Raw genomic sequence first — 24,998 nt, 5'->3', positions numbered from 1 at the left:
GATTACTCCTTCGGCGGCGGGTCGATTCGTTTAGAGAGCGCGTCGGCCTCCGCATTCGCTTCGCCGCCCACACCCTCGCCTTCTATCTCCAGCCGCGCCTGTTCCCAGTAATCATCCGGACTGGTCTTCGGATGCTTCGCGTTCTGCCACAGATAGTAGGCGCGAGTACGGATCTGCTCATCAATCGACATCTTTGCCATATCAATGTCCTCGTCGTTTCGTCGATCAGATCAGGGGATGTCGATCTCATCCGTCGTCAACTGCTCCTGCAATCCGTCGAATACGCGTTGCGTGGCGCGACTGTGCGCCTCGAGCGCAAACAGCAGCATCGAACGCGCGGTCACCTGATACGTTGCACCCGCCGTGAAGCGTGGCAACTCTTCACGCACGGGCGCATTGGTATCGAGCAGACACATCCATTCATCCGGTCCGGGAATATCGGGCAGCGTGAAATTGACGACGTCATGATGCGCGTTGAACACCAGAAGCAAGGTGGCATCCGAAGCCGGACGACGAATACCGGTAGCCTGCGCGCGACCGTCGATCACCAGCCCGAAGCAACGCATCGACGGATCGTCCCATTGTTCCTGGGTCAGATCGTCGCTGGATGGCGATAGCCAGCGCGCATCCGTGACATCGAGCGTTTCGTTATATTCGCCCATCAAAAATCGCCCACGTCGCAACGCGGGCAGTTTGCTGCGCATCGTGATCAGGTTCTTGACGAACTCCGTCAACATCCGGCCATCGTCGTCGATGCCATCCCAATCCAGCCAGCTGATTTCGTTGTCCTGGCAATACGCGTTGTTATTTCCTTTCTGCGTGCGGCCAAATTCGTCGCCGGCGAGAATCATCGGTGTGCCTTGCGACATCAGCAGCGTAGCGAGCAGATTGCGCTTCTGCCGCTCGCGTTGCTGGCGAATTTCCAGGTCGTCGGTCGGACCTTCGACGCCCATATTCCACGAACGGTTATCCGAATGGCCGTCTTTATTGTCTTCGCCGTTTCCGTCGTTATGCTTGTCGTTGTACGACACGAGATCGTTCAACGTAAAGCCGTCGTGTGCTGCAATGAAGTTGACGCTAGCCCACGGTCTGCGACCGCGATGGTTGAACTTGTCGCCAGAACCGGTGACGCGTGTGGCGAAGTCGGCGGCGGTCGCTTCGTCGCCTTTCCAGAATGCGCGTGACGTGTCGCGGAATTTGTCGTTCCACTCGGCCCAGCCCGGCGGAAATCCGCCAACCTGATAGCCACCGGGGCCGCAATCCCACGGCTCGGCAATCAGCCTCACCGCCGACAAAACCGGGTCTTGCCGGCAGCTATCGAGGAACCCGCCACCTTCGTCGAAACCATGCTCTTCACGGCCCAGAATGGTCGCGAGATCGAAGCGGAATCCATCGACCTTCATCTCCGTCACCCAGTAACGCAAACTGTCCGTCACCATTTGCAGCACGCGCGGATGCGAGAGGTTCAGCGTATTGCCGGTGCCTGTGTCGTTGATGTAATAACGCTTCTCATCAGGCATCAAACGGTAGTACGACGCGTTGTCGATTCCCTTGAACGAGAGCGTCGGACCGCGTTCGTTGCCTTCGGCCGTGTGGTTGTACACCACGTCCAGAATCACTTCGAGACCGGCATTATGAAAGCGGTCCACCATTTCCTTGAACTCGTCGAGCGAATCGTTTTGCCCCGCAAAAAAGCGGGGATCCGCTGCGAAGAAACCGATCGTGTTGTAGCCCCAGTAGTTCGTCAGCCCTTTATCCAGCAGATAGTTGTCGTTGACGAAAGTCTGGATCGGCATCAGTTCGACCGACGTCACGCCCAGCCCTTTGATGTAATCGACGATCGCCTGCTGACCCAGACCCGCGAACGTGCCACGCAAATTTTCCGGTACGGCGGGATGGCGTTTCGTGAAGCCACGAACATGCGTTTCATAGAAAATGACGCGCTCCCACGGCAGTGGACTGCGCTCTGGATGCGTCCATGAGAAATTTGCATCCACCACCTTGCACTTCGGCACGAAGGGCGCGCTGTCGCGTTCATCGAAACTGAGATCGGCTTCTTCGGAATCGAGCGTGTAGCCGAAAACCTCCGGCCCCCACTTCAGCTCACCGATATGCGCCTTCGCGTACGGGTCGAGCAACAACTTGTTCGGATTGAAGCGATGCCCCTCCTCGGGCGCATACGGCCCATGCACGCGGTACCCGTAGACAGCGCCCGGTTTGAGATTGGGCACGTACACATGCCACACCTCGTCGGTAAATTCGGGCAATTCGATCCGTTCCAGCTCGTGCTCTCCGGTCGCGTCGAACAGACACAATTCCACCTTCGACGCATGCGCCGAGAAGAGCGCGAAGTTGACGCCTTTACCGTCCCATGACGCACCGAGCGGGAATGGCGCGCCTTCCGCGATACGTCTCGTGCTGGCCGGGATTGTCATGTTGGTATTTCCTTGGGCAATGGGTGGAGGAAACGAAGCGAGATCGAAGCGACGGATCACACTGCTCCTGCAAGTTCCGGTCCCGCTCGGGAGATAGCGGCACGGTCCTTGCAAGACCGTCTGTTGAGACCGCGCAGTACGCGCGAGCCCATGCAATATCGCATGTCATGCATCAGGGAGAAAGCAGATGAAAACAATCACGAGACTGAGTTCCACCGCGCTGCTGGCCGCGCTTGTTTCAACCGGTTGGTCCGCCAGCGCTGTCGCACAAGGCACGCCACAGTCGATCACCGAAAAACATACCGATGTGGTTCAGGTCGCGTCCGGCTTTCGCGCATCGAAGCTGAGCGGTGCGCCCGTCTACGATCGTAACAAGGACAAGGTCGGTTCCGTCGATGACCTGATCATCGCGCCCAACGATCAGGGCTCGTTCGCCATCCTCTCGGTGGGCGGTTTCATGGGCATGGGCAAGCATCTGGTTGCCGTCCCGATGTCACATCTGCAGATATCGAAAACGCAGGTCGTGATGCCCGATGTGACGTCGGAATCGCTAAAGGCCATGCCCGAATTCAAGTACGCGCCGGATTGATCGATACGGTCGTCGCGTGTCGAACGACGCGTGCGACCGGTAAAGTTTTCAAGCCAGCGTCACCTTCCACTCAGTGCAAGGAGGATTTCATGCATCACGTTTCTGAAGTGATGTCCCGCGATGTCGTGGACATCAGCCCGAGCGACACGATCAAGCATGCGGCAGAACTGATGCGTCGCTACGACGTCAGCGTGCTGCCGATTTGCGAGAACCACCGGCTGGTCGGCATGGTGACCGACCGCGATATCGCCGTGCGTGCGATGTCGGAAGGAAAGAGCAGTAGCACGCCGGTGCGCGAAATCGCAAGCGAAAACGCAACATGGTGTTTCGATGATGACGATCTCGATGTTGTTCAACGACGCATGACGGCCGGACAGGTGCAGCGCATGTCTGTCGTGGATCACCAGCAACATCTGGTCGGCGCGTTATCGCTGGATGACGGAAAAGGCGCGATACACGCCGGAATGGGAACGCATGCGCCACGCGCATCCCTGGATGAACTGGCGGATACGCTGGAAGGTGTGTCGCAAACACGCCGGCATTGAATTGAATAGACGCCAGGCGGGGGATGCACAATGCTCACCGATGTGCGTCCCGCTTCTGACAATGCCACGCTCATTGAAGGCCGCGATCGACCTGATCCGTGGCCCGCTCCAGCACCCGCAACAGCAATTCCGGCGTCAACGGCTTCGCGCAGTGCGCATCGAATCCGACTGCGCGCGCGCGTTCCTTGTCGTCGCGGGATGCGAACGCGGTACATGCGACCAGCAGCATATGCGCGGTCGAAGGATTGGCGCGCAACCGCCGCGCCAGTTCGAGGCCGTCGAGTCCAGGCATCGCAATGTCGAGCACGACGGCGAACGGCTGCCACTGCCGTGCGATCTCGCACACGGACAACGGATCGTTCAATGCCTTGCAGTCGAATCCATCGGCATGCAAAAGCAGTTGCAGCGCTTCGGCCGCCTCCTCGTAATCGTCGACGACAAGCACGCGCCGATGGAGAGCCAGCGCATGCGGTATGGGTCGCCACACGACAACATCTTCATTGTCGTCGAAGGTGTCTTTGCCCGTCACAACGATCTCCTCACGCTGCAAGCCGCTGGCCTCTGCTGGCTTGCAACGCACAGTCCAACCGCACGGTCGTTCGTCCGCGTCTTGTCGGTCAATAAACGGTGCGCCGCGCCCGACGCACACGTGTCGTGGCGGCCCGTTCAACCGGGCCGGTCGTCGATAAATCCTTTCAGCATCGCCAGCGTGTCCGCGTCGTCGATCTGTTTGTCGGTGCGCCAGCGCAACATGCGCGGAAAGCGCACCGCCACACCGGACTTGTGACGCGGACTTGCCTGTATTCCTTCAAAACCGATTTCGAACACGAGGCTTGGCGTGACGCTGCGCACCGGGCCGAACTTTTCGACGGTCGTCTTCCTGACCACCGCATCGACCTGTCGCATTTCCTCGTCGGTCAGTCCGGAGTACGCCTTGGCGAACGGCACCAAGGTACGCATGCCGTCCACCTCGTCCCACACCGCGAACGTGAAATCCGTGTAGAGGCTCGCCCGCCGCCCGTGACCGCGTTGCGCGTAGAGCAGCACCGCATCGATCGCATAGGGGTCGATCTTCCATTTCCACCATGTTCCCGACGCCTTGGTGCGGCCCACGCCATACATCGACTGACGCTGCTTCAACATCAGTCCTTCAACGCCGCGCGCGCGGCTTTCTTCACGCAATGCGCGCAGCGCATCCCAGTTCGACGCATCGATCAGCGGCGAAACCTGCCATGCGTTGTGCGCATGCGAGCCATTCATCGATGCGCGTAGCGCATCCAGCCGTTCACGACGGGTTGCGATCGGCGTCAATCGCAGATCTTCGCTGTTTGCTTCCAGCAGGTCGTATGCGAGAAACGCAGCTGGCGAATCCGCCAGAATCTTTTTCGTCAGCGTCTTGCGTGCGATTCGTGGTTGCAACTGCGCAAACGGCAATGGAATCGGCGCGCCCGCTTCCCACGCGAGAATCTCGCCGTCCAGCACAGTGCCGTCGGGCAAGTCGTTCGCCATCGCAACGATTTCGGGAAAACGCTCGGTGATCAGATCTTCACCGCGCGACCACACCCACACTCGCCCCGCGCGCTTCACGACTTGCGCGCGAATGCCGTCCCACTTCCACTCGATCAACCAGTCTGCCGGTGAACCGAGTGCATCGACATCCGACTGCAACGGATGCGCGAGAAAGAACGGGTATGGCAAACCGAGATCGCTATCGTGTGCAACCACGGACGTCATGTCAGCGGCGTTTGGATCGTTGGCCGCCTCCGGAGCGATCAGTCGCAGATAGCGCGCGGCATCGGGCTTTTGCGTCGAATCGGTCCAGCCGACCATCCGTTGCGCGATCCGTTTGTGATCGACGCCCGCCACTTCTGCCAGTGCACGCACCACCAGTTGTCGCGCGACACCAACCCTGAACCCGCCGCCGATCAGCTTGCTCAACAGGAAACGGCCGCTCCAGTCGAGTTCGTCCCAATACGTGACCAGGCGCTCGCGCAGTTCATCGCCCGTCACGCCCCGCAATGGCAACACGCGCTGCTCGATCCACTGCGTCAAGCCAAGTTCCGACGAGCGCTGTGCGGGCGGCAAGATATGCGCGATGGTTTCCGCGAGATCGCCGACTGCGTGATACGACTCGTCGAACAACCACATCGGCAAACCCGCGCGCTCGCACGCAATGTCAGTCAGCTGACGCGTCGGCACCGCCTGCCTCGGCTTGCCACCCGCAAGGAAATACGACGCCCACGCGGCATCTTCCGGTTGCGCGGCGGCGAAGTATGCCGTCAGCGCATCGAGCTTGTCATGGGTCGATGTCGTGGCGTCGAGCGCGGTATACAGGGCAGCAAAGCGCTTCATTGCGGTGGCCTCATGGATCCACCTGCGACGCGAATGCGGTATCCGCGTCGATGCGGGCGCCCGGGTCCGTTGCGGAAGCAACCGTCCGCGGCGCATTTGCGCCATCGGCGCCGACGGCATCGGCTTCGACCGGGTCGTCGCCGTATTCGGTCACGAACGCACCGGCCTGCAAGCCCTGTTCGCGCAGCCAGCGCACCATCGGTTCCACCTGACCATGCGTGACGATGACGCGCGATGCGCCAGTCGAACGAATCGCCGTTTGCAACTGCGGCCAATCGGCATGATCGGACAATACAAAGCCGCGATCGACGCCTCGCCGCCGACGCGCGCCCCGCAAACGCATCCAGCCCGATGCGAAAGCGTCGCTGTAATCGCCAAAGCGACGCAACCACGTACTGCCTTGCGCCGAAGGCGGCGCGACGATCAATGCGCCTTTAAACAAGGCCTTTTCTTTCGCGGGAATCTCACTGACCAGACGCACTGGCGGCAGCGCGACGCCCGCCGCGCGATATTCGCGATTCAGCGGCTCGACCGCGCCATGACAGAAGATCGGTCCGATACCGGCGTCGATGCTCGCAAGCAGGCGCTGCGCCTTGCCGAACGCGTAGCAGAACACCACCGACGCACGCCCTTGCGCGGCGTTGTGACGCCACCATGCATCGATGCCGTCGAAGATCGTCTGCGGCGGATCCCAACGATAAATCGGCAAACCAAAGGTGGATTCCGTGATGAACGTATCGCATCGCACCGGTTCGAATGCAGCGCAGGTTGGGTCCGGGTCGAGCTTGTAATCGCCGGATGCCACCCATACTCGCCCCGCATGCTCGACCCGCACCTGCGACGATCCCAGCACGTGCCCGGCCGGATGCAACGACACTGTCACACCGTTGATCGTCACACGCTCGCCGTACGCTATTGCCTGCACATCGATACCGGGCAAACGCGACAGCAATACGCCGATGCCCGACTGTGCCACCAGATAGTGACGATGACCGAAGCGCGCATGGTCCGAATGCGCGTGCGTAATCACCGCGCGTTCTACTGGACGCCACGGATCGATGTAAAAACCACCCGGCGGGCAATAAAGCCCTTCCGGCCGCGCAACGATCAGGTCGGCCGTTTCAAGTGGAGCGGTTTGCATGTCGAACGAATGCATCGGCGAAATTCCATACGGAAAGCGAACCGGACAAGCACGTGGAGAATCAGGTCATACAGCCGGAACCGGACCGCTGTGCAACGCTTACCGTCATCTGCGGAATCGTGGCAGTCCAGTGAGAAAACAATTGGTGCAACACAGCAACCGCTGTTCCCGCGAGTCGTTTTTCGGTGAGTACTGAAACATCCTTCCAAAAGCCACGGCGACAACGCGAGCGAAAGCGCTTCCATCAAACACCGCGATAAAAACGCGCGCAACCGGAATATTCCCCGCATCCGGACGGCATGAAACCTGCGGTTATCCGCATTGGTCGCATTCTTGCTTGATGGGAAGGAATGACATGCGATGCGCTGACGGAATACCGGCGTTTATCGCGTGACGCATGCCCTTTTCGTATGCCGTGGCGGCATCGCCCGATCCGGAGTCCGTATGCAGCACCCTTTGCAGGTCAGGCACTTCGACGCGCGTAGTCACGCGCGCAACGTGCTCGTTCATCCAGGTGCGTTCCTATGGCAAACCCTGAAGGCGTTTCGCGCCAATCAGGGTTTGCTGCTCGCGGGGGCGGTGGCCTACTACGCGTTGCTGTCGATCGTGCCGCTGCTGATCCTGATTGTGATCGTGCTGTCGCGGATATTCGATCGACACACGGTGCTGTCGGCCGTTGGCCACCTGTTGCGGTGGCTGCTGCCGGGACAGGCATCGGCAATGGTTCGCGAGCTTGCGAACTTCCTCGCGCATCAGAATGTGATCGGTCTGGTGTTGCTCGTGACGATGATCTTTTTCAGTTCGCTGGCGTTCACCGTGCTGGAAAATGCAATGTCGGTGATCTTTGTTCATCGTGTCGCGATACGGCGGCGTCATTTTCTGCTGTCGGCGTTGCTGCCGTACTGCTACATCCTGTGTCTCGGCATCGGTTTGCTGCTCGTAACACTGGTGTCGACGTCGCTGGATGCGGTCGGCGCGGAAGGCCTGAATGTGTTCGGCGAACACATCTCGTTGCAAGGCTTGTCGCGCGCGTTGTTATATGTGTTCGGACTCGCGGGCGAAATCTTCGTCCTGACGTCGATATATCTGGTCATGCCGGTCGGTCGCCTGTCCTGGCGTCGCGCGCTGATCGGCGCGGTCACTGCGGCATTCCTCTGGGAAGTGACGCGGCATGTGCTGACGTGGTATTTCGCGACCTTGTCGCAGGTCAGCGTCGTTTATGGTTCGTTGACCATGGCGATCGTGATCCTGTTCAGCCTCGAATGGCTGGCAACGCTGCTGCTGTTCGGCGCGCAGGTGATCGCGGAATACGAGCGGTTCGGCGAGCCGCAAGCCCCGCGGATCGACACCGAACTGCATACCGGCTGAATGCCGTCAACGGGTGCACGCGGCCCCCCGTTCTAGTCTGAGTAAAGTACCATCGTGATAATGGCGGCTGACATGCGGATTTCGCATGCGAGCATGCGTGTGCCCACAACGGGCAGCGCGGCGCGCAACGCCCCTCTACATTGAGCCGATGACTCAGGTATTCCACCCGACCTTATCGTTCGAAACGCTGTTCGAACAAGCCGCATGCGGTCTGATCGTGACCGACGTGGACGGCCGCATCCTGCGTGCGAACACGACCTTCTGCAACTGGCTCGGACTGCGTGCCGCCGACTGCATCGGCCAGTTGCGCGTCCAGGACCTGCTGACCGCAGGCGGCAAGGTATTTCATCAGACGCACTGGGCGCCGCTGCTGCACATGCAGGGCTCGGTTGCGGAGGTGAAACTGAGCATGTTGCATCGTGACGGCCATAACGTGCCGATGCTGCTCAATGCGGTGCGTCGCGAACACGGCGACACCACGTATGTCGAAATCGCCGTGATGATGGTCGCGGACCGTCACAAGTACGAACAGGAACTGCTGCTCGCGCGGCAAAAGGCCGAAGCATCCGTGGTCGCCCATCAGACCGCGCAACGCGCATTGCAGGAAAGCCGCGACGTGCTGAGCCTCGCGATGCGAGGCGCGCGCATGGGAGCATGGTCGCATGAGCGGCACGCATCGAATGTCTGGTGGAGCCGCGAACTCGAAGAACTCGCCGGCTTCGACGAAGGCACGTTCGACGGCATCCCCGGTGGATTCTTCGGGCGCATTCATCCGGAAGACCGTCCGGCATTCGATACCGCCGTCGAGCACGCGGTCACGACCGGCGACGACTACGTGATCGAATTCCGCTATCGCCATGCGGATAACACGTGGCGCTGGATGGAAGGACGCGGCCGCTCAACCTATGGCCGCGACGGACAGCCCGACGTCATCTATGGCCTCGGCACCGACATCACCGATCGCCGTCATGCCGAAGAACAGTTGCAGCATCTGAATCTCGAACTGTCGAAAGCGGACCGGCGCAAGGATGAATTCCTCGCCACGCTCGCGCACGAACTGCGCAATCCGCTTGCGCCGATGCGCAACGTGCTCGAAGTGCTGCGCCTGAAAGACGTTGCCGATCCGCAATTGAAATGGGCGCGCGAAGTGTTCGACCGCCAGTTGCAACATATGACCCATCTGGTCGACGATCTTCTCGAAGTATCGCGAATCACACAAGGCAAGCTCGAATTGCGCAAACAGCATCTCGAACTTGCATGGGCGATGCAGGCGGCGATGGAAGCGGCACGCCCTTCGGTGCAAGCGTCGTCGCATCACTTGAGCGTAACTCTGCCGGCCGAACCGATCTTTCTCGACGCCGATCCCACCCGGCTGTCACAGATGATTCTGAATCTGCTCAATAACGCCGCGAAATACACGCCACCGGGCGGCCAGATCCTGCTATGCGCTGAGCGCATGGGAGACGAAGCGGTCATTACGGTGCGCGATTCGGGTATCGGCATTCCGCAGGAACATCTGTCGAGCGTGTTCGAAATGTTTTCGCAACTCGCGCCCGCGCTGGACCGCTCGCAAGGCGGACTCGGCATCGGGCTCGCGCTGGTTCGCGGACTCGTCGAACTGCACGGCGGTACGATCACCGCGCACAGCGAAGGAATCGGCAAAGGCAGTGAATTCACGATCCGCCTGCCGGTCAGTCAGGCGAGTCATGCATCGGGGAACGATGCCCCGGATGAATGTGACAGCCACACCGCGATCCGCCGCGTACTGGTCGTGGACGACAACGAAGATGCCGCCCTCAGCCTTGCGATGGTGCTCGAACTGGAGGGACACGCGGTGCAAACCGCAGGTGACGGCGCGGCGGGACTGGACGCGCTCGTGGCCTTTGCGCCGGATGTCGTGGTGCTCGATATCGGCTTGCCGAACCTGAACGGTTACGAGGTAGCACGTCGCATTCGCGCCGATACGCGCATGACCGGCATTCTTTTGATCGCGGTAACGGGCTGGGGCCAGCAACAGGACAAACAGGCGGCGATCGAAGCGGGTTTCGATCATCACTTCACGAAACCCGTCGATCCGCGAGATTTGCTAAGACTGCTCGAATAAGGGTTTTACGCCGGTGGCTTTCGCCGGCGTAAAACGCGTGCTCCGTTCGCGCGTCAACCGTTCCCGACGCGCGTCAATTGCTGTTTCGCGGCTTCGTACACGCGCTCGGGCGTGAACCCGAACTTCGTCTGCAGCGCCTTCAACGGCGCGGACGCACCGAACGTATGCATCACGATCTGCGCGCCGAGCCGTCCCACATAGCGGTCCCAACCGAGCGTCGCGGCCTGCTCGACGCATACGCGCGCATCGACATCGGGCGGTAGCACCGAATCTTTATACGCGTCGTCCTGAGCCTCGAAGAGATCCCAGGATGGCATCGACACGACACGCGCCGCGATACCTTCCGCTTTCAGCTTTTCATACGCATCGACGCACAACGACACTTCGCTGCCGGTGGCCAGCAGCAAGACCTTCGGCTTCTGACCGTCAGGTGCGTCGGCGAGCACGTAAGCACCCTTTTCGACACCTTCTGCCGATCCGTATTTCGTGCGGTCGAGCGTCGGCAACGGCTGCCGCGTCAACACGAGGCATGCGGGCCGTTGCGGCTTCGACAACGCGACTCGCCACGACTGCGTCACTTCGTTGGCATCGCCGGGACGCAACACCGTCAGACCGGGGACCGCACGCAACGACGCGAGCTGCTCGATCGGCTGGTGAGTGGGACCGTCCTCGCCGACGCCGATCGAATCATGCGTGAACACGTAGATCACCGGCACTTCCATGATCGACGAGAGCCGGATGGGTGGCTTCATGTAGTCGCTGAAGATCAGGAACGTCGATGCATAAGGCCGCAAATTGGACAACGCGAGCCCGTTGGCTACCGCGCCCATTCCATGTTCGCGAATGCCGAAATGCAGATTGCGGCCACCGTAGTTATCGAATTCGAAGCTGCCTGCGCCCTCGAACTTCAGATTGGTCTTGGTGGACGGTGAGAGATCCGCCGCGCCGCCGAGCAGCCAGGGCACCCGCTTTGCGATCTCGTTCAACACCTTGCCCGATGAATCGCGCGTTGCGATGCCTTTCACATCCGGCTCGAACGTGGGTAGATCGACGTCCCAGCCATCCGGCAACTGATGCGCATCGATTTGCGTAAGCTCGCCGGCAAGTTGCGGATACTCCATCGCATACGCGTCGAATTTCGCTTTCCATGCCGTGTTTGCGGCCTTGCCGCGCGCGCCCATGCCGTCCGCGAAACGCTGATACACGCCGTCCGGGACATAGAAGAATTTGTCTTCGGGCCACCCGTATGCCCGTTTTGCGAGTTTCACTTCTTCGACGCCGAGCGCTTCACCGTGCGCCGCGGACGTGTCCTGCTTGTTCGGCGCGCCCCAACCGATAATGCTCTTCACGACGATCAGCGTCGGCCGGTCGGTGACGCTTTTCGCTTCGACGATTGCCGCTTCGAGTGCTGCGGCGTCGTTGACATCGTCCACGTGCAGCGTGTGCCAGTTGTAGCCGCGAAAGCGCGATTCGACGTCGTCGCTATAGGCGAGATCCGTGTGACCTTCGATGGTCACGCGGTTGCTGTCGTAAATCCAGATCAGGTTCGACAACTTCAGGTGACCCGCGAGCGATGCCGCTTCGTGCGACACCCCTTCCATCATGTCGCCGTCACCGCATAGCGCATACACGCGGTAATCGAACAGTTGCGCCGCAGGCTGGTTGAAGCGCGACTCGTACCAGCGCGCCGCCATCGCCATGCCGACGCTGTTGCCGAGACCTTGACCCAGCGGACCCGTGGTGGTCTCGACGCCGGTCGTCATCCGGTATTCGGGGTGCCCCGGCGTCTTGCTGTCGAGCTGACGGAACTGCTCGATATCCTGTAGCGACACGGCCGGACCGTCGGTCGGCTTGCCTGCGTGATCGACGGCTTTCACGCCGGTCAGATGAAGCATCGAATACAGCAGCATCGACGCATGGCCGACCGACAGCACGAAGCGGTCGCGATTGGGCCACAACGGTTCGTCAGGGTCGTAGCGCAGATGGTTTTGCCACAGGTGATAAGCGACCGGCGCAAGCGCCATCGGCGTACCTGGGTGGCCGGAATTCGCTTTCTGAACGGCGTCCATCGACAGCGTGCGAATCGTATTGACGCACAGCTGGTCGAGGGCGGGATCGCTTTGCATGGGACACTCCTGTTCGACGATAAGGAGAAGGACAACGTAGCGTCGTCTTCGTCACTGTACGTCACGATGGATTGCAGTGCAGCGACGGTGCCCATCGCACGCGTGGTGCGGCTGGGATGTCGCCGGGGAAATGAAGATGTCGGTTTTGTAAGCGTGCTTGCAGCGGCCGTTCAACGCGCGCCGACCCACGTCTCGATGACCGGTCCGCGTGCGCCGTACACCGGATCGCTGGCGGGAAACGGCAAGGACTCCATGCGCTCGCGCTCGTCAGGCGTCAGCGCATCGCGGCGAATGTCCCATTGCTGTCCGCCCGGGTACGCGCCGACCACCTGGAATTTGCGTGCGAACGATTGCAGGCAATGACCGGTGCCCGCCGGTAGCAGCAACACGTCGCCGGCTTCGAGGTTCAACACGCGTCCACCCGGACCGCCAACGATTACTTCGGCGCTCGAAGACGCCACGCCGAGCACTTCATGCGCGGTCGAATGGAAATGGTGATAGTCGAAAATGCCGTCGCGCCATTGCGGCGGCCACGCATTGCGTTCGAACACCGCTTCGAATGCATCGGCGAGATTACCGTTGGGCGCGGCCACCAATGCGCGTCGATAAACGACGACCGGCAATTTCCGGTTGTTCGGGACCCAACCGCGCGCTTCCAGTTTGAATATCTCAACCTCGCCCGTGTGGCCGTCGTCCGCCTTCAGCGTGTGCCGCGAATCGTCGTACATGTTGCGCTCCGCAATGCGTAAAACCAGCGAGCACGCATAAACCGCTCCTGGTGTTTTCCATGAGCAGCAATTCTCGGCAGCTGCGGCGCGCAGACGTCACGGGGATTGGATGCGTTTACGGAATGCAGACATGCTGGCATGCGTGAATCGCATGCGTGTGCCAGACGTGTACCAAGCGGCGCGCGCAAACTCTGCACCGCGATACGCATCTTTTTCAATGCGTTTGCGCGAGCGGAGTGTTGCGAGCGTTTGGCGTTACCGGCGCGTGCCGTTGCACCAGACGAGGTTTCGGCGCCCGGATGCGGCGGTTTACCGGCGTCTCGCGTGCGACTCGCCGTCGGGCGTGACGGGATGCTCGCTGGTCCGCGTCTGCGACACGCGCGGCGACGGGCGGCCCCCACCACCGGGCGGCTCGGGATGCCCGCCCGATCCAAGCGGCACTTCGGCCGTTTGATGCGGGCGTTCGTTCGAGCGCGGCGGATTCGTATCCTTTTCGGGCTGGGTCGGTTCGGATGATTTGCGTGGATCTTGCGTCATGACATTCTCCGTTCGAAGCGCAACGATGCGCACGAAGATTCCGAGCAACAAGCGGACCGCATCGAACACGCGGACCGGCTGCCGTTTTTCTGGCACACGCATTGCGCGAAACGGGAATAGAAAAGGAGAAGACCATGCCCCTGACGACGATCCGCGTGTCCGACACCGAAGTCCAGGTCGAACGCAGCTTGTATTCGTTTGCGCAGTCCGCCGATGCAGATGCATTTGAAGGCTGTATCGCCGACGCATCCGTGGAAGCGTGCTACCAGCAGCATCCGCCCGTGTCCGTGCGTCCCACCATGCCCGACGAACAACCCGACGATCCCAATCGAGGCGGTACGGGCGGCAGTGCGATCACGCCCTCGCTCGGCGGCATGCCGTGATGCCCGATTACGGCGACACGCGCCGCACTATTTTTCCGGTGCGGCGCGATCTGCCGCGATGATTTCACGACCGTAGTCGATGGCCGCGCGACGCGCTTCGTCGGCGGTGACGTACGGTCCGATCTCCGGCGCGCCATCGAACGGAAACAGCACGCGCCGGTCCGCCTTTCTGACGACCTTCAACCCGCCCACGTATCTGCCGTCACCTGTGCCGTGGTAGCTCGCGTAGATTTCGAAGTCGTCGTCGGATTCGACGGCCTTGTGTCGCGCCATGTTATTTCTTCCCGGTGGATTACGTGATTGCATGTCGCCGCGAGGCTTTCGCGACGCGGCTTTCACGTATCCGCGCAATCCCTGTACCCGGAATGAAAGGCTACTGACTTACGCATGAAAACTTCGCATGCGTTTTTCGCATTGGTTGCGACTGCAACCACACGCCCTCTGAACAAACCAGCGCAACGAAGCACGTGCGCAACAGTAGCCGTCGCTCGCCGTTACTTCACGGCCGGAAAATCTAGCGTCGTGTCGTTGATCCGGTTCACCAGGTTCGTGAACGTGATCGACGTGATGGCGAGACTGATTTCGACCACCTGATGTTCGTCGTAACCGGCTTCGCGCAATGCGCCGAGTTCGGCTGCGGGCAGCGTGCCACGCGTGCCGGTCAATGCCCGGACGAAGCGCACCAGCGCGTCGCGCTTTGCGTCGCCGGTCGGCTCGCCGGACCGGATCTGCTGCATCGTCTCCGCGGAAAAGCCCACGAATTTGCCTGCCAGCGTATGTGCGGCGACACAGTAATCACAGCCGGCCACTTCGCTGACCGCGAGCTTGATGGTTTCGATTTCGGCCTTCGACAGACTTCCGCTCGACACGACCGCGTCGACGGCGAGCATCGCGCCCAACGCTTCCGGGCTGTGCGTGCCGATGGTCGCGTACGCGTTCGGCACCTTGCCAATGGCCTTTCTGATCTTCGCGAACAGATCGGCGGTCACACCGGTTGCGGCTTCAGGCTGGATTTGGGAAAGACGGGACATGATCGACTCCTGTGAGGTTGTACACGTTGCCATGTCGTATGGCATGGGAGTCAGTTTAGGGATTCAGTCCACGTCAATGAATGCCGGAGAGGCTCACAAACATGCGCGATCGGCTCATCGCGCCGAACGCACCTTGCGAGGAAGATCGATCGTAAACACGGTGCCGTCGGTATCGTCCGAATGTACGGCGACTTCGCCGCCATGCATCTGGACGATCTCCTGAACGATATGCAGTCCGAGTCCCAGGCCTTCACGCGAACGCGCGCCCGCGCCGCTCGATCCGAACGCCTTGAACAGATGCGGAAACACATCGGCGGGAATCGTGCCGCGATTGGATACCGTCAGCTTCAGGGTCTCGCATTCGCGCGCATCGACGTGCACGCGAATCGCGCCGCTCGATTCGCCATGCAGCAACGCGTTGTTGATCAGGTTCGAAATGGCTTGCCACAACAGATCCGCATCCCATGCGCCGTAGCCATCGCCGTCGCAACTGAACGCGATCCGCTCGCCGCCGTCACGGTTCGCGAACTCGTCGATCACCGATTTACACAGCGATGCAAGATCGACGGTACGCGGTTGCAACTGCAAACGACCACCTTGCAGCCGCGCCAGATTCAGCAGTTGATCGACCATTCGCGCCATTCGCAGCGAGCTGTTCTTGATCCGCGTTGCGACCACCGGCGTTTGATCGGTGCTACCCGCGCGCATCAGATATTCGGCGGATGCAAGCACCGCACCTAGCGGCGTGCGCAAGTCGTGGCTCAGCACCGCCATCAGCATTTCGTTCGCGGCGAGCATCTGCTGCGTGGTCACGAGTTGCGCGGCGAGCTGACGCTTCTGCTGTTCGAGTTGCACGAACACGTCTACCTTCGATTGCAGGATGCGCGGATCGAACGGCTTGTACAGAAAGTCCACCGCACCGGCTTCATAGCCGCGAAACGTGCGCGATGCATCCTGTGCGGTTGCAGTCAGAAAGATGATCGGCACGTGCGACGTGCGCGGGCTGCCGCGCATCAGCGCGGCCAGTTCGAAGCCATTCATGCCGGGCATGTTGACGTCGAGAATCGCGAGCGCCACTTCGTGTTTGAGCAGCAGATCGAGCGCGGCGGTGCCGGAATCCGCGACCAGCAGATTGACTTCGGGACGGGCCAGCAAGGCCTGCAACGCGGTGATGTTATGCGCGATGTCGTCGACGATCAGAATGTTGACAGGAGAAGTCGTCATGGCATCGAATCAGTGATGCCCGGCAAGCTGGCAAGCCGCCGGGCCATAGTTTTGGGGGAAAGCACTTCGTCCACCGCGCCGCGTGCAATCGCGGCCGACGGCATTTCCGGCGAACTCGCGGTCTCGGGCGACTGCACCCAGGCGACGCCGCCTTGCGAGCGCACCGTTTCGAGCCCGAGCGCACCGTCGTCGTTGGCACCGGACAACAGGATAGCCAGTAATCGCTCGCGATAGACCCACGCGGCGGATTCGAACAGGACATCGATCGACGGCCGCGAAAAACGCACCGCCGCTTCGATCGACAACGCGACCGTCCGGTCGCTTTCGACCAGCATGTGATAGCCCGGCGGCGCGACATGCACGCGCCCGCCTTCGATACGTTCGCCTGCGTCCGGCTCGACCACCGGCAACGCACTGCGATAACCGAAGGTTTGCACCAGATAGCTCGGCGAATCGGGCGGCATATGCGTGACGATCACGACAGCCGGCGCGAACTGCGCGGGCAACGCCGCGATCAGCTCGTTGAGCACCTCGACGCCGCCCGCCGAGCCGCCGATCACGACCGCGTCGAACGCGCGCGCGCCGGCCGTCGCGGCAGGCATGCGTGGTGGGGACGTGAAGTTTGACATGGCGATTCCGGGCTCTCGCGCTAGCGCTTCTGGTAAATGCGTTCGCGCGGGCGAAACTCGTCGAACGCTTCGTAATGATTCGAAAAACGCAGGGTTTCCTTGCTGCCGAGACCGAGAAAACCACGTCGCACCAGCGCGTTTTCGAACAGGCCCAACGCGCGATCCTGCAACGCCCGGTCGAAATAGATCAGCACGTTGCGGCACGACACGAGATGCGCTTCGAGGAATACTTCATCTGTGGACAGACTATGATCCGCGAACACCACGCGCTCCTTCAGCGACCCGGAAAAACGCGCGCCGCCATACGCTGCATGATAGTAGTCGGACAGCGAACGCTTACCACCAGCGGCCAGATAATTTTGCGTAAAACCGGCCACCCGATCCAGCGCATAGATACCCGATTCGGCGCGCGCCAACGCATCCGGATTGATGTCCGTTGCATAGAACATCGTGCGGTCGGTGAGGCCTTCCTCGTCGAACAGAATCTTCAGCGACCAGAGTTCTTCGCCGGTGCTGCATCCCGCAACCCACACCTTGATCGACGGGTACGTGCGCAGCAGCGGCAACACATGTTCGCGCAACGCGAGGAAGTATGACGGGTCGCGAAACATCTCGCTGACCTGAACGGTCAGATACTGGAACAACCGCGAAAAATCTTCGCCGTGGTGCATGATCCGGTCTTGCAGTTGCGACAGCGACTGCAAGCCGAATTCGTCGAGCGACTGCAATAACCTGCGTCGCAGCGACGACATCGAATAGTGCCGGAAATCGTGCTGGTACTTCAGATAGATCGCTTCGAGCAGCAGCTTCAGCTCGATATCCGTGTCGTTCATCCGCTGCGGCGGCGCGTCGGGTCCGGGGCGCGTCATCGTGATCGGTTCCTCGTGGCGGTTGATGGGCGTTGACGTCAACGTTGCATCACCGTTGACGCAACCAGACACGGCACAGCGACACCAGCTTGTCCACGTCGATCGGCTTCGAAATGTAATCGTCCGCGCCCGCTTCGAGGCAGCGCAGACGGTCGTTCGCCATCGCTTTCGCGGTCAGCGCGATGATCGGCAAATGACCGTAACGCGCGTTGCGGCGAATCTCGCCCATTGCCGTCAAGCCGTCCATCTCCGGCATCATGATGTCCATCAGGATCAGATGGACGTCCGGGGTCTGCTCCAGGATATCCAGCGCTTCGCGGCCGTTGCGCGCAATCAGCAGCTTCGCGCCGAGCGGCTCGATCACGTGCGACAGCGCGAAAATATTGCGCACGTCGTCTTCGGCCAGCAGGATCGTGCGGCCTTCGAACGCGTTGTCGCGCTGACGCACCGTGCGCAGCATCCGTTGCTGTTCCGGCGCCAGCGACGACTCGACGCTGTGCAGGAACAGCGTCACTTCGTCGAGCAGCCGCTCCGGCGATTTCGCGCCCTTGATGATGATCGATTTCGAATAACGGCGCAGACGGTGCTCCTCGTCGTTCGACAGCATCCGGCCGGTGTAGACGATCACCGGCAGTGCGAGATGCGCGCGTTCGGTGGCGAGTTTTTCGAGCAGATCGTAGCCGGTGCCGTCGGGCAACGCGAGATCGGTGACGACGCAGTCGAAGCTGCCTTGCGACAACTGATCGAGCGCGGCCGCGAGCGTCGCCACGGCGACGATCTCGGTGTTATCGGTTTGCAGCAGCGCACGAATGCTTTCGCGCATCGGCGAGTCGTCCTCGATCACCAGCACGCGCTTCAGACGCTGTTCGAGACGCGCTTCCAGGCGGCGGATCGACTCTTCGAGCGTGGTGCGCGCCGCCGGTTTCAGCGTGTAGCCGATCGCGCCGAGATGCAGCGCCTTGTCGGCGTGGTCGGTGGCCGACACGATATGGATCGGGATGTGACGCGTCAGCGGGTCGTTCTTCAGCCATTCGAGCACGGTCAACCCGGAACGGTCCGGCAAACCGACGTCGAGCAGCACCGCCGCCGGGCGCATGTCGCGCACCAGCGCGACGCCGGTGGTGGCGTCGGTGGCGTGGATGAAGTCGAAGTCGAGTTCGTGCGTCAGCTCGCGCAGGATTTCGGCGAACGCGCGGTCGTCCTCGATCGCGAGAATCAGCCGGCTGCCGTGCACGCGATTGCCGCGGTCGTCATCGACGTGCCAGCCGGACTCGGTCGCTCCGCTCGCGCCCGCCGGTTCATCGAACTGCGCCGCACCCTGTCCATTGCCCGGCAACACCGCTTGAGCGGCGATGTGAGGCGCGACCGCGCCGCCCGCCGGCCGCAGCAACGGCACGTCTTCAGCCGAAGCCGGCACCGCGCCGGGCATCGGCGTCAGCGCAGCGCGCAACGCACCGGCCGACGCGAGCGACGCCGACACCCCCTGCAACGGCGCGCCGCGTGGCGCGCCCTGTTCGCCGTTGGCCGCTAGCGAACTATCGAGCGGCAACCACAGCGAAAACACGCTGCCCTTGCCGAGTTCGCTCGCCAGGCCGATCCGGCCGCCGAGCAGTCGCGCGAATTCGCGCGAAATCGACAAACCGAGGCCGCTGCCGCCGTATTGACGGCTGGTGGAACCGTCGGCCTGCTGGAACGCCTCGAAAATCATGTCGAGCTTGTCCGGCGCGATGCCGATGCCCGAATCGCGAACATCGAAACGCAGCATCCCCGCTTCGGCCGGCGACACGGTCAGCGAAACCTCGCCGCGCTGCGTGAACTTCACCGCGTTCGACAACAGGTTGCGCAGAATCTGCACGGTGCGCTGGCCGTCGGTGATGATCGTGTCGGGCGTGCCCGGCGCGCGTTCGAACGCCAGCTTCAGATGTTTCGATCCGGCGATCGGCGTGAACGTTTCCTGCAACGACTGCAGCGTCGCGTCGAGCGACACCGTTTCGTGCTCGACGGTCACCTGCCCCGCCTCGACCTTCGACAGATCGAGAATGTCGTTGATCAGCACCAGCAGGTCGCTATTCGACGCGTGAATGGTTTCCGCGTAGCGCACCTGTTCTTCGCTCAGATTGCCGTTGCGGTTCTGTTGCAGCAGCTTGGCGAGAATCAGCGAACTGTTCAGCGGCGTGCGCAGTTCGTGCGACATGTTGGCGAGAAACTCCGACTTGTAGCGGCTCGACTGTTCGAGACGCGCGGCGTTTTCCGCGAGTTCGTCCTGTGCGTGCAGCAGATCGGATTTCTGACGCTCCAGACGTTGCGCATATTCCTCGAGCTGCACGTTGGTCTGCTCGAGTTCGGCCTGCTGCATTTCAAGCCGCGCCTGCGAGTCCATCAGCGACGCGGCCGCGCTCTTCCAGACCTTCGTTCGAGACCCGCAACTCTTCCTGCTGAACCTGCAATTCCTCGTTCAGCTGTTGCGTCTCGGACAATGCGTCCTGCAGACGCTCGCGATAGACGGCGGCTTCGAGGAAGTCGCCCATCCCGCCGGCGATCAGTTGCAGGAACTCGGTGTCGCGCGCGACGGCGGCACGCAGGAAGCCCAGTTCGACGACGCCGTTCACGTCGCCGTCGTTTTCGATCGGCAGCACGATCAGATGTTTGGGCGGCGCATCGCCGAGCGACGATGCGACCTTGATGTAGTCGTCGGGAACGTCGTCGAGGGTAATCGCGCGACGCGATGCAGCCGCCTGACCGACGAGGCTTTGCGCATCGTCGAAGGTGCGCGCGGCCTGCTCGCTTTCCTGGTTGAAACCGTACGCGGCGATGCGGCGCAAACGCCCGCTCTGCCGGTCGCGCACATACAGCGCGGCGACCGCGACGCCGAGATATTCGGCGAGGAAATCGAGCATCGAACGACCGACCTGGCCCGGCGTGGTCTGGCCGATCACTTTTTCCGCGAGCAGGCGCTGGCCGGTGCGCAGCCAGACCTGCTGCTGAAGGCTTTCGGTTTGCTCTGTCTGCTTTTGCAACACGCCGTCGTAGGTGCTGGACAGGTTCATCAGTTCGCGGCGGCCCAGATACGCGAGAAACACGCTGATCGACAGGCTCAACGCGAGAAAAACGGCGACCACGATGGTGGTCAGTTGACGCGCGGCCGCAGCGCGCTGCTGCCGCAAACCGAGTTCGACGTCGAGAAAATCCGCGAACTGACGCCGCGTCTCGTCGAATTCGATCTTGCCGCGACCGCTTTTCACGACGCTCGTGTAGTCGAGATTCCTGCGGCGCAAATCGATCAGTTGCTGTGCGAAGCCATCCCACCGCGCCTGGATCGCGCCGATTTCCTTCAGCTTGTCCACTTGCGGCGGGTTATCGGCCACGAGATTCTGAAGCACGGCGAGTTCGGTGACGAACTTCGGCTGACCGAGCGAATACGGCGCCAGAAACTGTTCGTCGCCGGTAATCAGAAAGCCACGCACCGCCGTTTCGCGATCCACAGCCAGACGCAGCATGTCGTTCGCGTTGCCGATCACGCGCTCGGAATGCTCGGCCCAACTCATCGTGTTCACCAGATAGGCAATGAGCGCGACGAATACCAGCGCGGTGACGACACCGAGACCTAAAGGAAAGGCGATATTGCGTCGAATGATGCGGCGAAAACTGTTTTGATCGACAGCGGAAAGAGCGGTCATTTTTTCTGTCTTCGTCAGTTCAAATTATCTCTGATCGGAATTTTCGACCGGAGTTAAGACTCGGTTTCAATGGACGAACGGCGCCAGCCACTCGTTCGGCGGCAGCGCATCGCAAAAAAGCTTCGGATTGCCGCCCAGCATGGGTTCCCGAGGGCGACGCCGTATCATAAACCAGCCGGCGCAGGTCTTGTGGCGAGTCCGGCACGTTCGTGCGAAGAATCAAACGCGTCATCGCGCGCGATTAAAACGGCATAAGCAAATCGTCACGTTTATTCCCAACTTCTGGAAAATGCCGGTGTGGTGAAAATCGGAAAAGCGCGCGGAATGCACGGCCTCTGAATCGCAGCCGAAACCGCTGGCTAGCCGCGGTCGTCGCACTTGCGCGCCATCGCTTCAGCGTTCTGGTTTGCGACTCTCGCATCTTCTTTCGCGGTGTCTTTTTTGGGCGAACCGGCGTCGTTTGAAGGTGCGTCCGCAGCGTTTGAAACGGTGGATTCGTTCGATGTGCGGGACGCCGTGCGTTGAACCGCGCCGTCATCGTCACCATCGCTGGGCACGGTGGCGTCCGGCGCGCTCGCCATGCGCAGATACGCGGCCGCGAGTTTGCGTAACTCGTCTTCCGATGCATCTTCGATTCCGATCAGCCGGTTGCTGGCGTTGCGCTGCGCGGCGAGCAGTTCGTTCAGTTTCAGATGCACGGCGATGCTGTCCTTGTTCTGGCTTTGCTGGATCAGAAATACCATCAGGAACGTTACGATCGTCGTGCCGGTGTTGATTACGAGTTGCCAGCCGTCGGAGTAATGAAAGAGCGGTCCGGTCACGATCCACACGACGATCGACAGCACGGCGACCGTGAACGACAGCGGCGAGCCGGCCCAGCGCGTCACCGCGCTGGCAAAACGGTCGAACGCGCGCGTCAGCGGATGCGCGGACGCATACGCCGGACTGACGGTGTCGGGAACGGTGTCGAGTTCGTCGCTGGGCGAAGCGGTCGGGCGGTCCTGCATGGCGGTCCTGACATAACGGAAGGGGTAGCCATGCAATAGCAAACGGCGTGCCGAAGCACGCCGTTTCCAACGACTGTTACGCTGCGATCACGCGCCAGGCGAAGCCGGCGACGCGCGCGCCGCTCAGGCCGGCACCGATTCCGCCAACGCCGCCCGCGACCACACGCGATGCTGACCCGCCGTGTCGATAAACGCCTTCAGCACGCTGTCCATCTTCGACGCGTCGCCGGTCTCGACGCCGTCGGCGTTGTCCGGCAGATGTGCCGCCGTCAGCACGTCGCGCCCCGCGCCGAATGCGGCGATCGCCTTCAGATGCTTGAACGCTTCGAGCACGAAATGGCGTGCATCGCCCGATTGCGACAGCGCCTTCGCGCTGGCCGCGCCGTCGCTGACGATCACGGCGTCGAACATGATCGACGGCAAACCGGCAATCGTCGCGTCGGGCGTGAGGCCGTCGATCTCGCCGAGCGTCGGCGCGATCAGCATCGGCACCGCGCCTTGCGCCTTCAGCGTCTGCTGGAGCTTCTTCAGCAACGCGCCGTCCGCGCCCGGTGCCGCCAGCAACGCAATCTTCTTCGTCTTGATGCCGGGCTTGCCGCGATTCAGCAAACTCAGCGCCGGCGACGGCTGCTTGACCTTGGGCGGCGTCGCCTTTTTCGGCGCGGGCAAACCGAGCCCTTGCGCGACGGTTGCCGCCAGATCCGGCGCGAAGTGGGCGAGAATCTCGTTGACCACGCGCGCGCGAATTTCCGGCTTCGTCACCTTGCCGAGTTCGAACTGATACGCGGCGGCGATATGCGCCTTTTCGACATCGGACATGCTCTGATAGAACAGCGCCGCTTGCGAGAAGTGATCGGCGAACGAGTCGCTGCGCACGCGAATCTTGGTGCCGTCCACGCGCTCCTGATAGCTCTCGAAACCACCGTCCGACGGCGCCGGATCGGTTTCCGCCGGCCAGCCGCCGCTCACCGAATTCGGCTCGTACGAAGCCTGGCCGACATTGATCGCCTGACGATGCATCGCGTCGCGCTGGTTATTGTGAAACGGCGCGACCGGACGGTTGATCGGAATTTCATGGAAATTCGGGCCGCCAAGACGGCTGATCTGCGTATCCGTGTACGAGAACAATCGCCCCTGCAACAACGGGTCGTTGGTGAAGTCGATGCCCGGCACGACGTGACCGGGATGGAACGCCACCTGTTCGGTTTCCGCGAAAAAGTTGTCGGGATTGCGGTTCAGCGTGAGCTTGCCGATGATCTTCACGGGCACGAGCTCTTCCGGAATCAGCTTGGTCGGATCGAGCAGATCGAAGTCGAACGCATGCTCGTCTTCTTCCTCGATCAGTTGCACGCCGAGTTCGAATTCCGGATACATGCCGCTCTCGATCGATTCCCACAGATCGCGTCGATGGAAATCCGGGTCTTTGCCCGCGAGCTTTTGCGCTTCGTCCCACAGCAACGAATACGAGCCGAGCACCGGCCGCCAGTGAAACTTGACGAAGCGCGCCTTGCCCGCCGCGTTGACGAAGCGGAACGTGTGAATCCCGAAGCCTTCCATCGTGCGAAGACTGCGCGGAATGGCGCGATCGGACATGGTCCACAACACCATGTGCGCGGATTCCGGCACCAGCGACACGAAATCCCAGAACGTGTCGTGCGCCGAGCCGCCGGTCGGCATTTCATTCGGTGCTTCCATTTTCACGGCGTGCACGAAGTCGGGAAACTTGATCGCGTCCTGAATGAAGAACACCGGCATGTTGTTGCCGACCAGATCGTAATTGCCTTCCTGCGTGTAAAACTTCACGGCAAAACCGCGCACGTCGCGCACGGTATCGGCCGAGCCGCGCGGGCCCTGCACGGTCGAGAAACGCACATACACCGGCGTCTGTACCGACGGGTCCTGCAGAAAGCCCGCCTTCGTATACTCGGCCATCGATTCATACACCTGAAACACGCCATGCGCGGCCGAGCCGCGCGCATGAACGATCCGCTCGGGAATGCGCTCATGGTCGAAGTGCGTGATCTTTTCACGCATGATGAAGTCTTCGAGCAACGACGGGCCGCGCGGACCGGCGCGCAACGAGTTCTGGTTGTCGGAGATCTTGACGCCCTGGTTGGTGCGCAACGCGGCGCCCTCAGGGTTGACGCGGAACTGTTCGAGGTCTTTCGATTTCAGGTCATGACCCGGTGACTGATGATCGACAGCTTTTGCAGACTGCGGCTTGCTGGTTTTACCTGCCATTTGACTCGCTCC

The 24,998-nt window shown here is 61.4% G+C and carries 19 protein-coding genes and 2 pseudogenes; 5 read left to right on the top strand and 16 right to left on the bottom strand.

Going from position 1 to position 24,998, the window contains the following annotated elements; genetic code table 11:
* Positions 1–2: 2 nt before the first annotated feature.
* Positions 3–200, bottom strand: coding sequence for a DUF2934 domain-containing protein (locus PW947_RS14760; RefSeq protein WP_299633078.1), 198 nt, complete (start codon positions 198–200; stop codon positions 3–5).
* Between the two features lie 30 nt (positions 201–230).
* The gene (gene glgX, locus PW947_RS14755) at positions 231–2,435 is read right to left on the bottom strand and encodes a glycogen debranching protein GlgX (protein WP_299633077.1); all 2,205 of its coding nucleotides are present in this window, start codon (positions 2,433–2,435) and stop codon (positions 231–233) included.
* A 187-nt stretch (positions 2,436–2,622) separates the two neighbouring features.
* Between glgX and PW947_RS14750 the strand changes: the two genes are divergently transcribed.
* Together PW947_RS14750 and PW947_RS14745 are read left to right on the top strand one after the other, a co-directional pair.
* Entirely contained in the window at positions 2,623–3,024 is a 402-nt protein-coding gene (locus PW947_RS14750) for a PRC-barrel domain-containing protein (protein WP_299633076.1), read from the top strand.
* Between the two features lie 89 nt (positions 3,025–3,113).
* Positions 3,114–3,569, top strand: coding sequence for a CBS domain-containing protein (locus PW947_RS14745; protein WP_299633313.1), 456 nt, complete (start codon positions 3,114–3,116; stop codon positions 3,567–3,569).
* A 70-nt stretch (positions 3,570–3,639) separates the two neighbouring features.
* Here PW947_RS14745 and PW947_RS14740 read toward each other — a convergent pair whose 3' ends face one another.
* The 3 genes from PW947_RS14740 to PW947_RS14730 form a co-directional block, all read right to left on the bottom strand.
* Positions 3,640–4,098, bottom strand: a complete 459-nt coding sequence (locus PW947_RS14740) for a response regulator (RefSeq protein ID WP_299633075.1) — start codon at positions 4,096–4,098, stop codon at positions 3,640–3,642.
* 137 nt (positions 4,099–4,235) lie between these two features.
* Complete coding sequence (locus PW947_RS14735; RefSeq protein ID WP_299633074.1) at positions 4,236–5,921, bottom strand: ATP-dependent DNA ligase; 1,686 nt, start codon at positions 5,919–5,921, stop codon at positions 4,236–4,238.
* Between the two features lie 10 nt (positions 5,922–5,931).
* Positions 5,932–7,077, bottom strand: coding sequence for a ligase-associated DNA damage response exonuclease (locus PW947_RS14730; protein ID WP_299633073.1), 1,146 nt, complete (start codon positions 7,075–7,077; stop codon positions 5,932–5,934).
* Between the two features lie 429 nt (positions 7,078–7,506).
* On the opposite strand from PW947_RS14730, the gene PW947_RS14725 reads away from it, so the two are divergent.
* Both PW947_RS14725 and PW947_RS14720 read left to right on the top strand, forming a co-directional pair.
* Positions 7,507–8,430, top strand: a complete 924-nt coding sequence (locus PW947_RS14725; protein ID WP_299633072.1) for a YihY/virulence factor BrkB family protein — start codon at positions 7,507–7,509, stop codon at positions 8,428–8,430.
* A gap of 148 nt (positions 8,431–8,578) precedes the next feature.
* Positions 8,579–10,534, top strand: coding sequence for an ATP-binding protein (locus PW947_RS14720; protein WP_299633071.1), 1,956 nt, complete (start codon positions 8,579–8,581; stop codon positions 10,532–10,534).
* Between the two features lie 53 nt (positions 10,535–10,587).
* On the opposite strand, the gene tkt is transcribed toward PW947_RS14720, so the two are convergent.
* The 3 genes and pseudogenes from tkt to PW947_RS14705 form a co-directional block, all read right to left on the bottom strand.
* Positions 10,588–12,660: a transketolase gene (tkt, locus tag PW947_RS14715; RefSeq protein WP_299633070.1), complete on the bottom strand. Its 2,073-nt coding sequence runs from the start codon at positions 12,658–12,660 to the stop codon at positions 10,588–10,590.
* A gap of 170 nt (positions 12,661–12,830) precedes the next feature.
* A complete protein-coding gene (locus PW947_RS14710) occupies positions 12,831–13,388 on the bottom strand; it encodes a cupin (RefSeq protein WP_299633069.1) in 558 nt (185 codons plus the stop codon).
* A gap of 309 nt (positions 13,389–13,697) precedes the next feature.
* Positions 13,698–13,883: pseudogene (locus PW947_RS14705) on the bottom strand (hypothetical protein); the annotation flags it as partial.
* A gap of 176 nt (positions 13,884–14,059) precedes the next feature.
* On the opposite strand from PW947_RS14705, the gene PW947_RS14700 reads away from it, so the two are divergent.
* Entirely contained in the window at positions 14,060–14,308 is a 249-nt protein-coding gene (locus tag PW947_RS14700) for a hypothetical protein (RefSeq protein ID WP_299633068.1), read from the top strand.
* Between the two features lie 27 nt (positions 14,309–14,335).
* Here the strand turns inward: PW947_RS14700 and PW947_RS14695 are convergent, their stop codons facing one another.
* The 8 genes and pseudogenes from PW947_RS14695 to katE all read right to left on the bottom strand — a co-directional run bounded on the left by PW947_RS14695 (position 14,336) and on the right by katE (position 24,986).
* Entirely contained in the window at positions 14,336–14,581 is a 246-nt protein-coding gene (locus PW947_RS14695) for a DUF6723 family protein (protein ID WP_299633067.1), read from the bottom strand.
* Positions 14,582–14,802: 221 nt separating this feature from the next.
* Positions 14,803–15,339 (bottom strand): carboxymuconolactone decarboxylase family protein, encoded by a 537-nt coding sequence (locus PW947_RS14690; protein WP_299633066.1) that lies wholly within the window; start codon positions 15,337–15,339, stop codon positions 14,803–14,805.
* 114 nt (positions 15,340–15,453) lie between these two features.
* The gene (locus PW947_RS14685; RefSeq protein ID WP_299633065.1) at positions 15,454–16,563 is read right to left on the bottom strand and encodes a hybrid sensor histidine kinase/response regulator; all 1,110 of its coding nucleotides are present in this window, start codon (positions 16,561–16,563) and stop codon (positions 15,454–15,456) included.
* Positions 16,560–17,192: a chemotaxis protein CheB gene (locus PW947_RS14680; protein WP_299633064.1), complete on the bottom strand. Its 633-nt coding sequence runs from the start codon at positions 17,190–17,192 to the stop codon at positions 16,560–16,562. The genes PW947_RS14685 and PW947_RS14680 overlap by 4 nt, the downstream gene beginning before the upstream one ends.
* A gap of 20 nt (positions 17,193–17,212) precedes the next feature.
* The gene (locus tag PW947_RS14675; RefSeq protein WP_299633063.1) at positions 17,213–18,061 is read right to left on the bottom strand and encodes a CheR family methyltransferase; all 849 of its coding nucleotides are present in this window, start codon (positions 18,059–18,061) and stop codon (positions 17,213–17,215) included.
* A gap of 49 nt (positions 18,062–18,110) precedes the next feature.
* Positions 18,111–21,738: pseudogene (locus PW947_RS14670) on the bottom strand (response regulator).
* A gap of 359 nt (positions 21,739–22,097) precedes the next feature.
* The gene (locus PW947_RS14665; protein WP_299633062.1) at positions 22,098–22,745 is read right to left on the bottom strand and encodes a low affinity iron permease family protein; all 648 of its coding nucleotides are present in this window, start codon (positions 22,743–22,745) and stop codon (positions 22,098–22,100) included.
* Positions 22,746–22,868: 123 nt separating this feature from the next.
* Positions 22,869–24,986 carry a catalase HPII gene (gene katE, locus PW947_RS14660; protein ID WP_299633061.1) on the bottom strand — a complete coding sequence of 706 codons (2,118 nt, stop codon included), beginning with the start codon at positions 24,984–24,986 and terminating at the stop codon, positions 22,869–22,871.
* Between the last annotated feature and the right edge of the window lie 12 nt (positions 24,987–24,998).

Origin of the sequence: Paraburkholderia sp. (genome assembly GCF_028283785.1) — a bacterium.
Lineage (GTDB): Bacteria > Pseudomonadota > Gammaproteobacteria > Burkholderiales > Burkholderiaceae > Paraburkholderia.
The sequence above is the reverse complement of the archived record's forward strand: the minus strand, read 5'-3'. Positions and strand labels throughout refer to the sequence as shown.

Excerpts from the sequence above, each read along its gene's own strand:
- PW947_RS14760 (WP_299633078.1), bottom strand. The coding sequence starts at position 200 with ATGGCAAAGATGTCGATTGATGAGCAGATCCGTACTCGCGCCTACTAT.
- glgX (WP_299633077.1), bottom strand. The coding sequence starts at position 2,435 with ATGACAATCCCGGCCAGCACGAGACGTATCGCGGAAGGCGCGCCATTC.
- PW947_RS14750 (WP_299633076.1), top strand. The coding sequence starts at position 2,623 with ATGAAAACAATCACGAGACTGAGTTCCACCGCGCTGCTGGCCGCGCTT.
- PW947_RS14745 (WP_299633313.1), top strand. The coding sequence starts at position 3,114 with ATGCATCACGTTTCTGAAGTGATGTCCCGCGATGTCGTGGACATCAGC.
- PW947_RS14735 (WP_299633074.1), bottom strand. The coding sequence starts at position 5,921 with ATGAAGCGCTTTGCTGCCCTGTATACCGCGCTCGACGCCACGACATCG.
- PW947_RS14730 (WP_299633073.1), bottom strand. The coding sequence starts at position 7,077 with ATGCATTCGTTCGACATGCAAACCGCTCCACTTGAAACGGCCGACCTG.
- PW947_RS14725 (WP_299633072.1), top strand. The coding sequence starts at position 7,507 with ATGCAGCACCCTTTGCAGGTCAGGCACTTCGACGCGCGTAGTCACGCG.
- PW947_RS14720 (WP_299633071.1), top strand. The coding sequence starts at position 8,579 with ATGACTCAGGTATTCCACCCGACCTTATCGTTCGAAACGCTGTTCGAA.
- tkt (WP_299633070.1), bottom strand. The coding sequence starts at position 12,660 with ATGCAAAGCGATCCCGCCCTCGACCAGCTGTGCGTCAATACGATTCGC.
- PW947_RS14710 (WP_299633069.1), bottom strand. The coding sequence starts at position 13,388 with ATGTACGACGATTCGCGGCACACGCTGAAGGCGGACGACGGCCACACG.
- PW947_RS14700 (WP_299633068.1), top strand. The coding sequence starts at position 14,060 with ATGCCCCTGACGACGATCCGCGTGTCCGACACCGAAGTCCAGGTCGAA.
- PW947_RS14695 (WP_299633067.1), bottom strand. The coding sequence starts at position 14,581 with ATGGCGCGACACAAGGCCGTCGAATCCGACGACGACTTCGAAATCTAC.
- PW947_RS14690 (WP_299633066.1), bottom strand. The coding sequence starts at position 15,339 with ATGTCCCGTCTTTCCCAAATCCAGCCTGAAGCCGCAACCGGTGTGACC.
- PW947_RS14685 (WP_299633065.1), bottom strand. The coding sequence starts at position 16,563 with ATGACGACTTCTCCTGTCAACATTCTGATCGTCGACGACATCGCGCAT.
- PW947_RS14680 (WP_299633064.1), bottom strand. The coding sequence starts at position 17,192 with ATGTCAAACTTCACGTCCCCACCACGCATGCCTGCCGCGACGGCCGGC.
- PW947_RS14675 (WP_299633063.1), bottom strand. The coding sequence starts at position 18,061 with ATGACGCGCCCCGGACCCGACGCGCCGCCGCAGCGGATGAACGACACG.
- PW947_RS14665 (WP_299633062.1), bottom strand. The coding sequence starts at position 22,745 with ATGCAGGACCGCCCGACCGCTTCGCCCAGCGACGAACTCGACACCGTT.
- katE (WP_299633061.1), bottom strand. The coding sequence starts at position 24,986 with ATGGCAGGTAAAACCAGCAAGCCGCAGTCTGCAAAAGCTGTCGATCAT.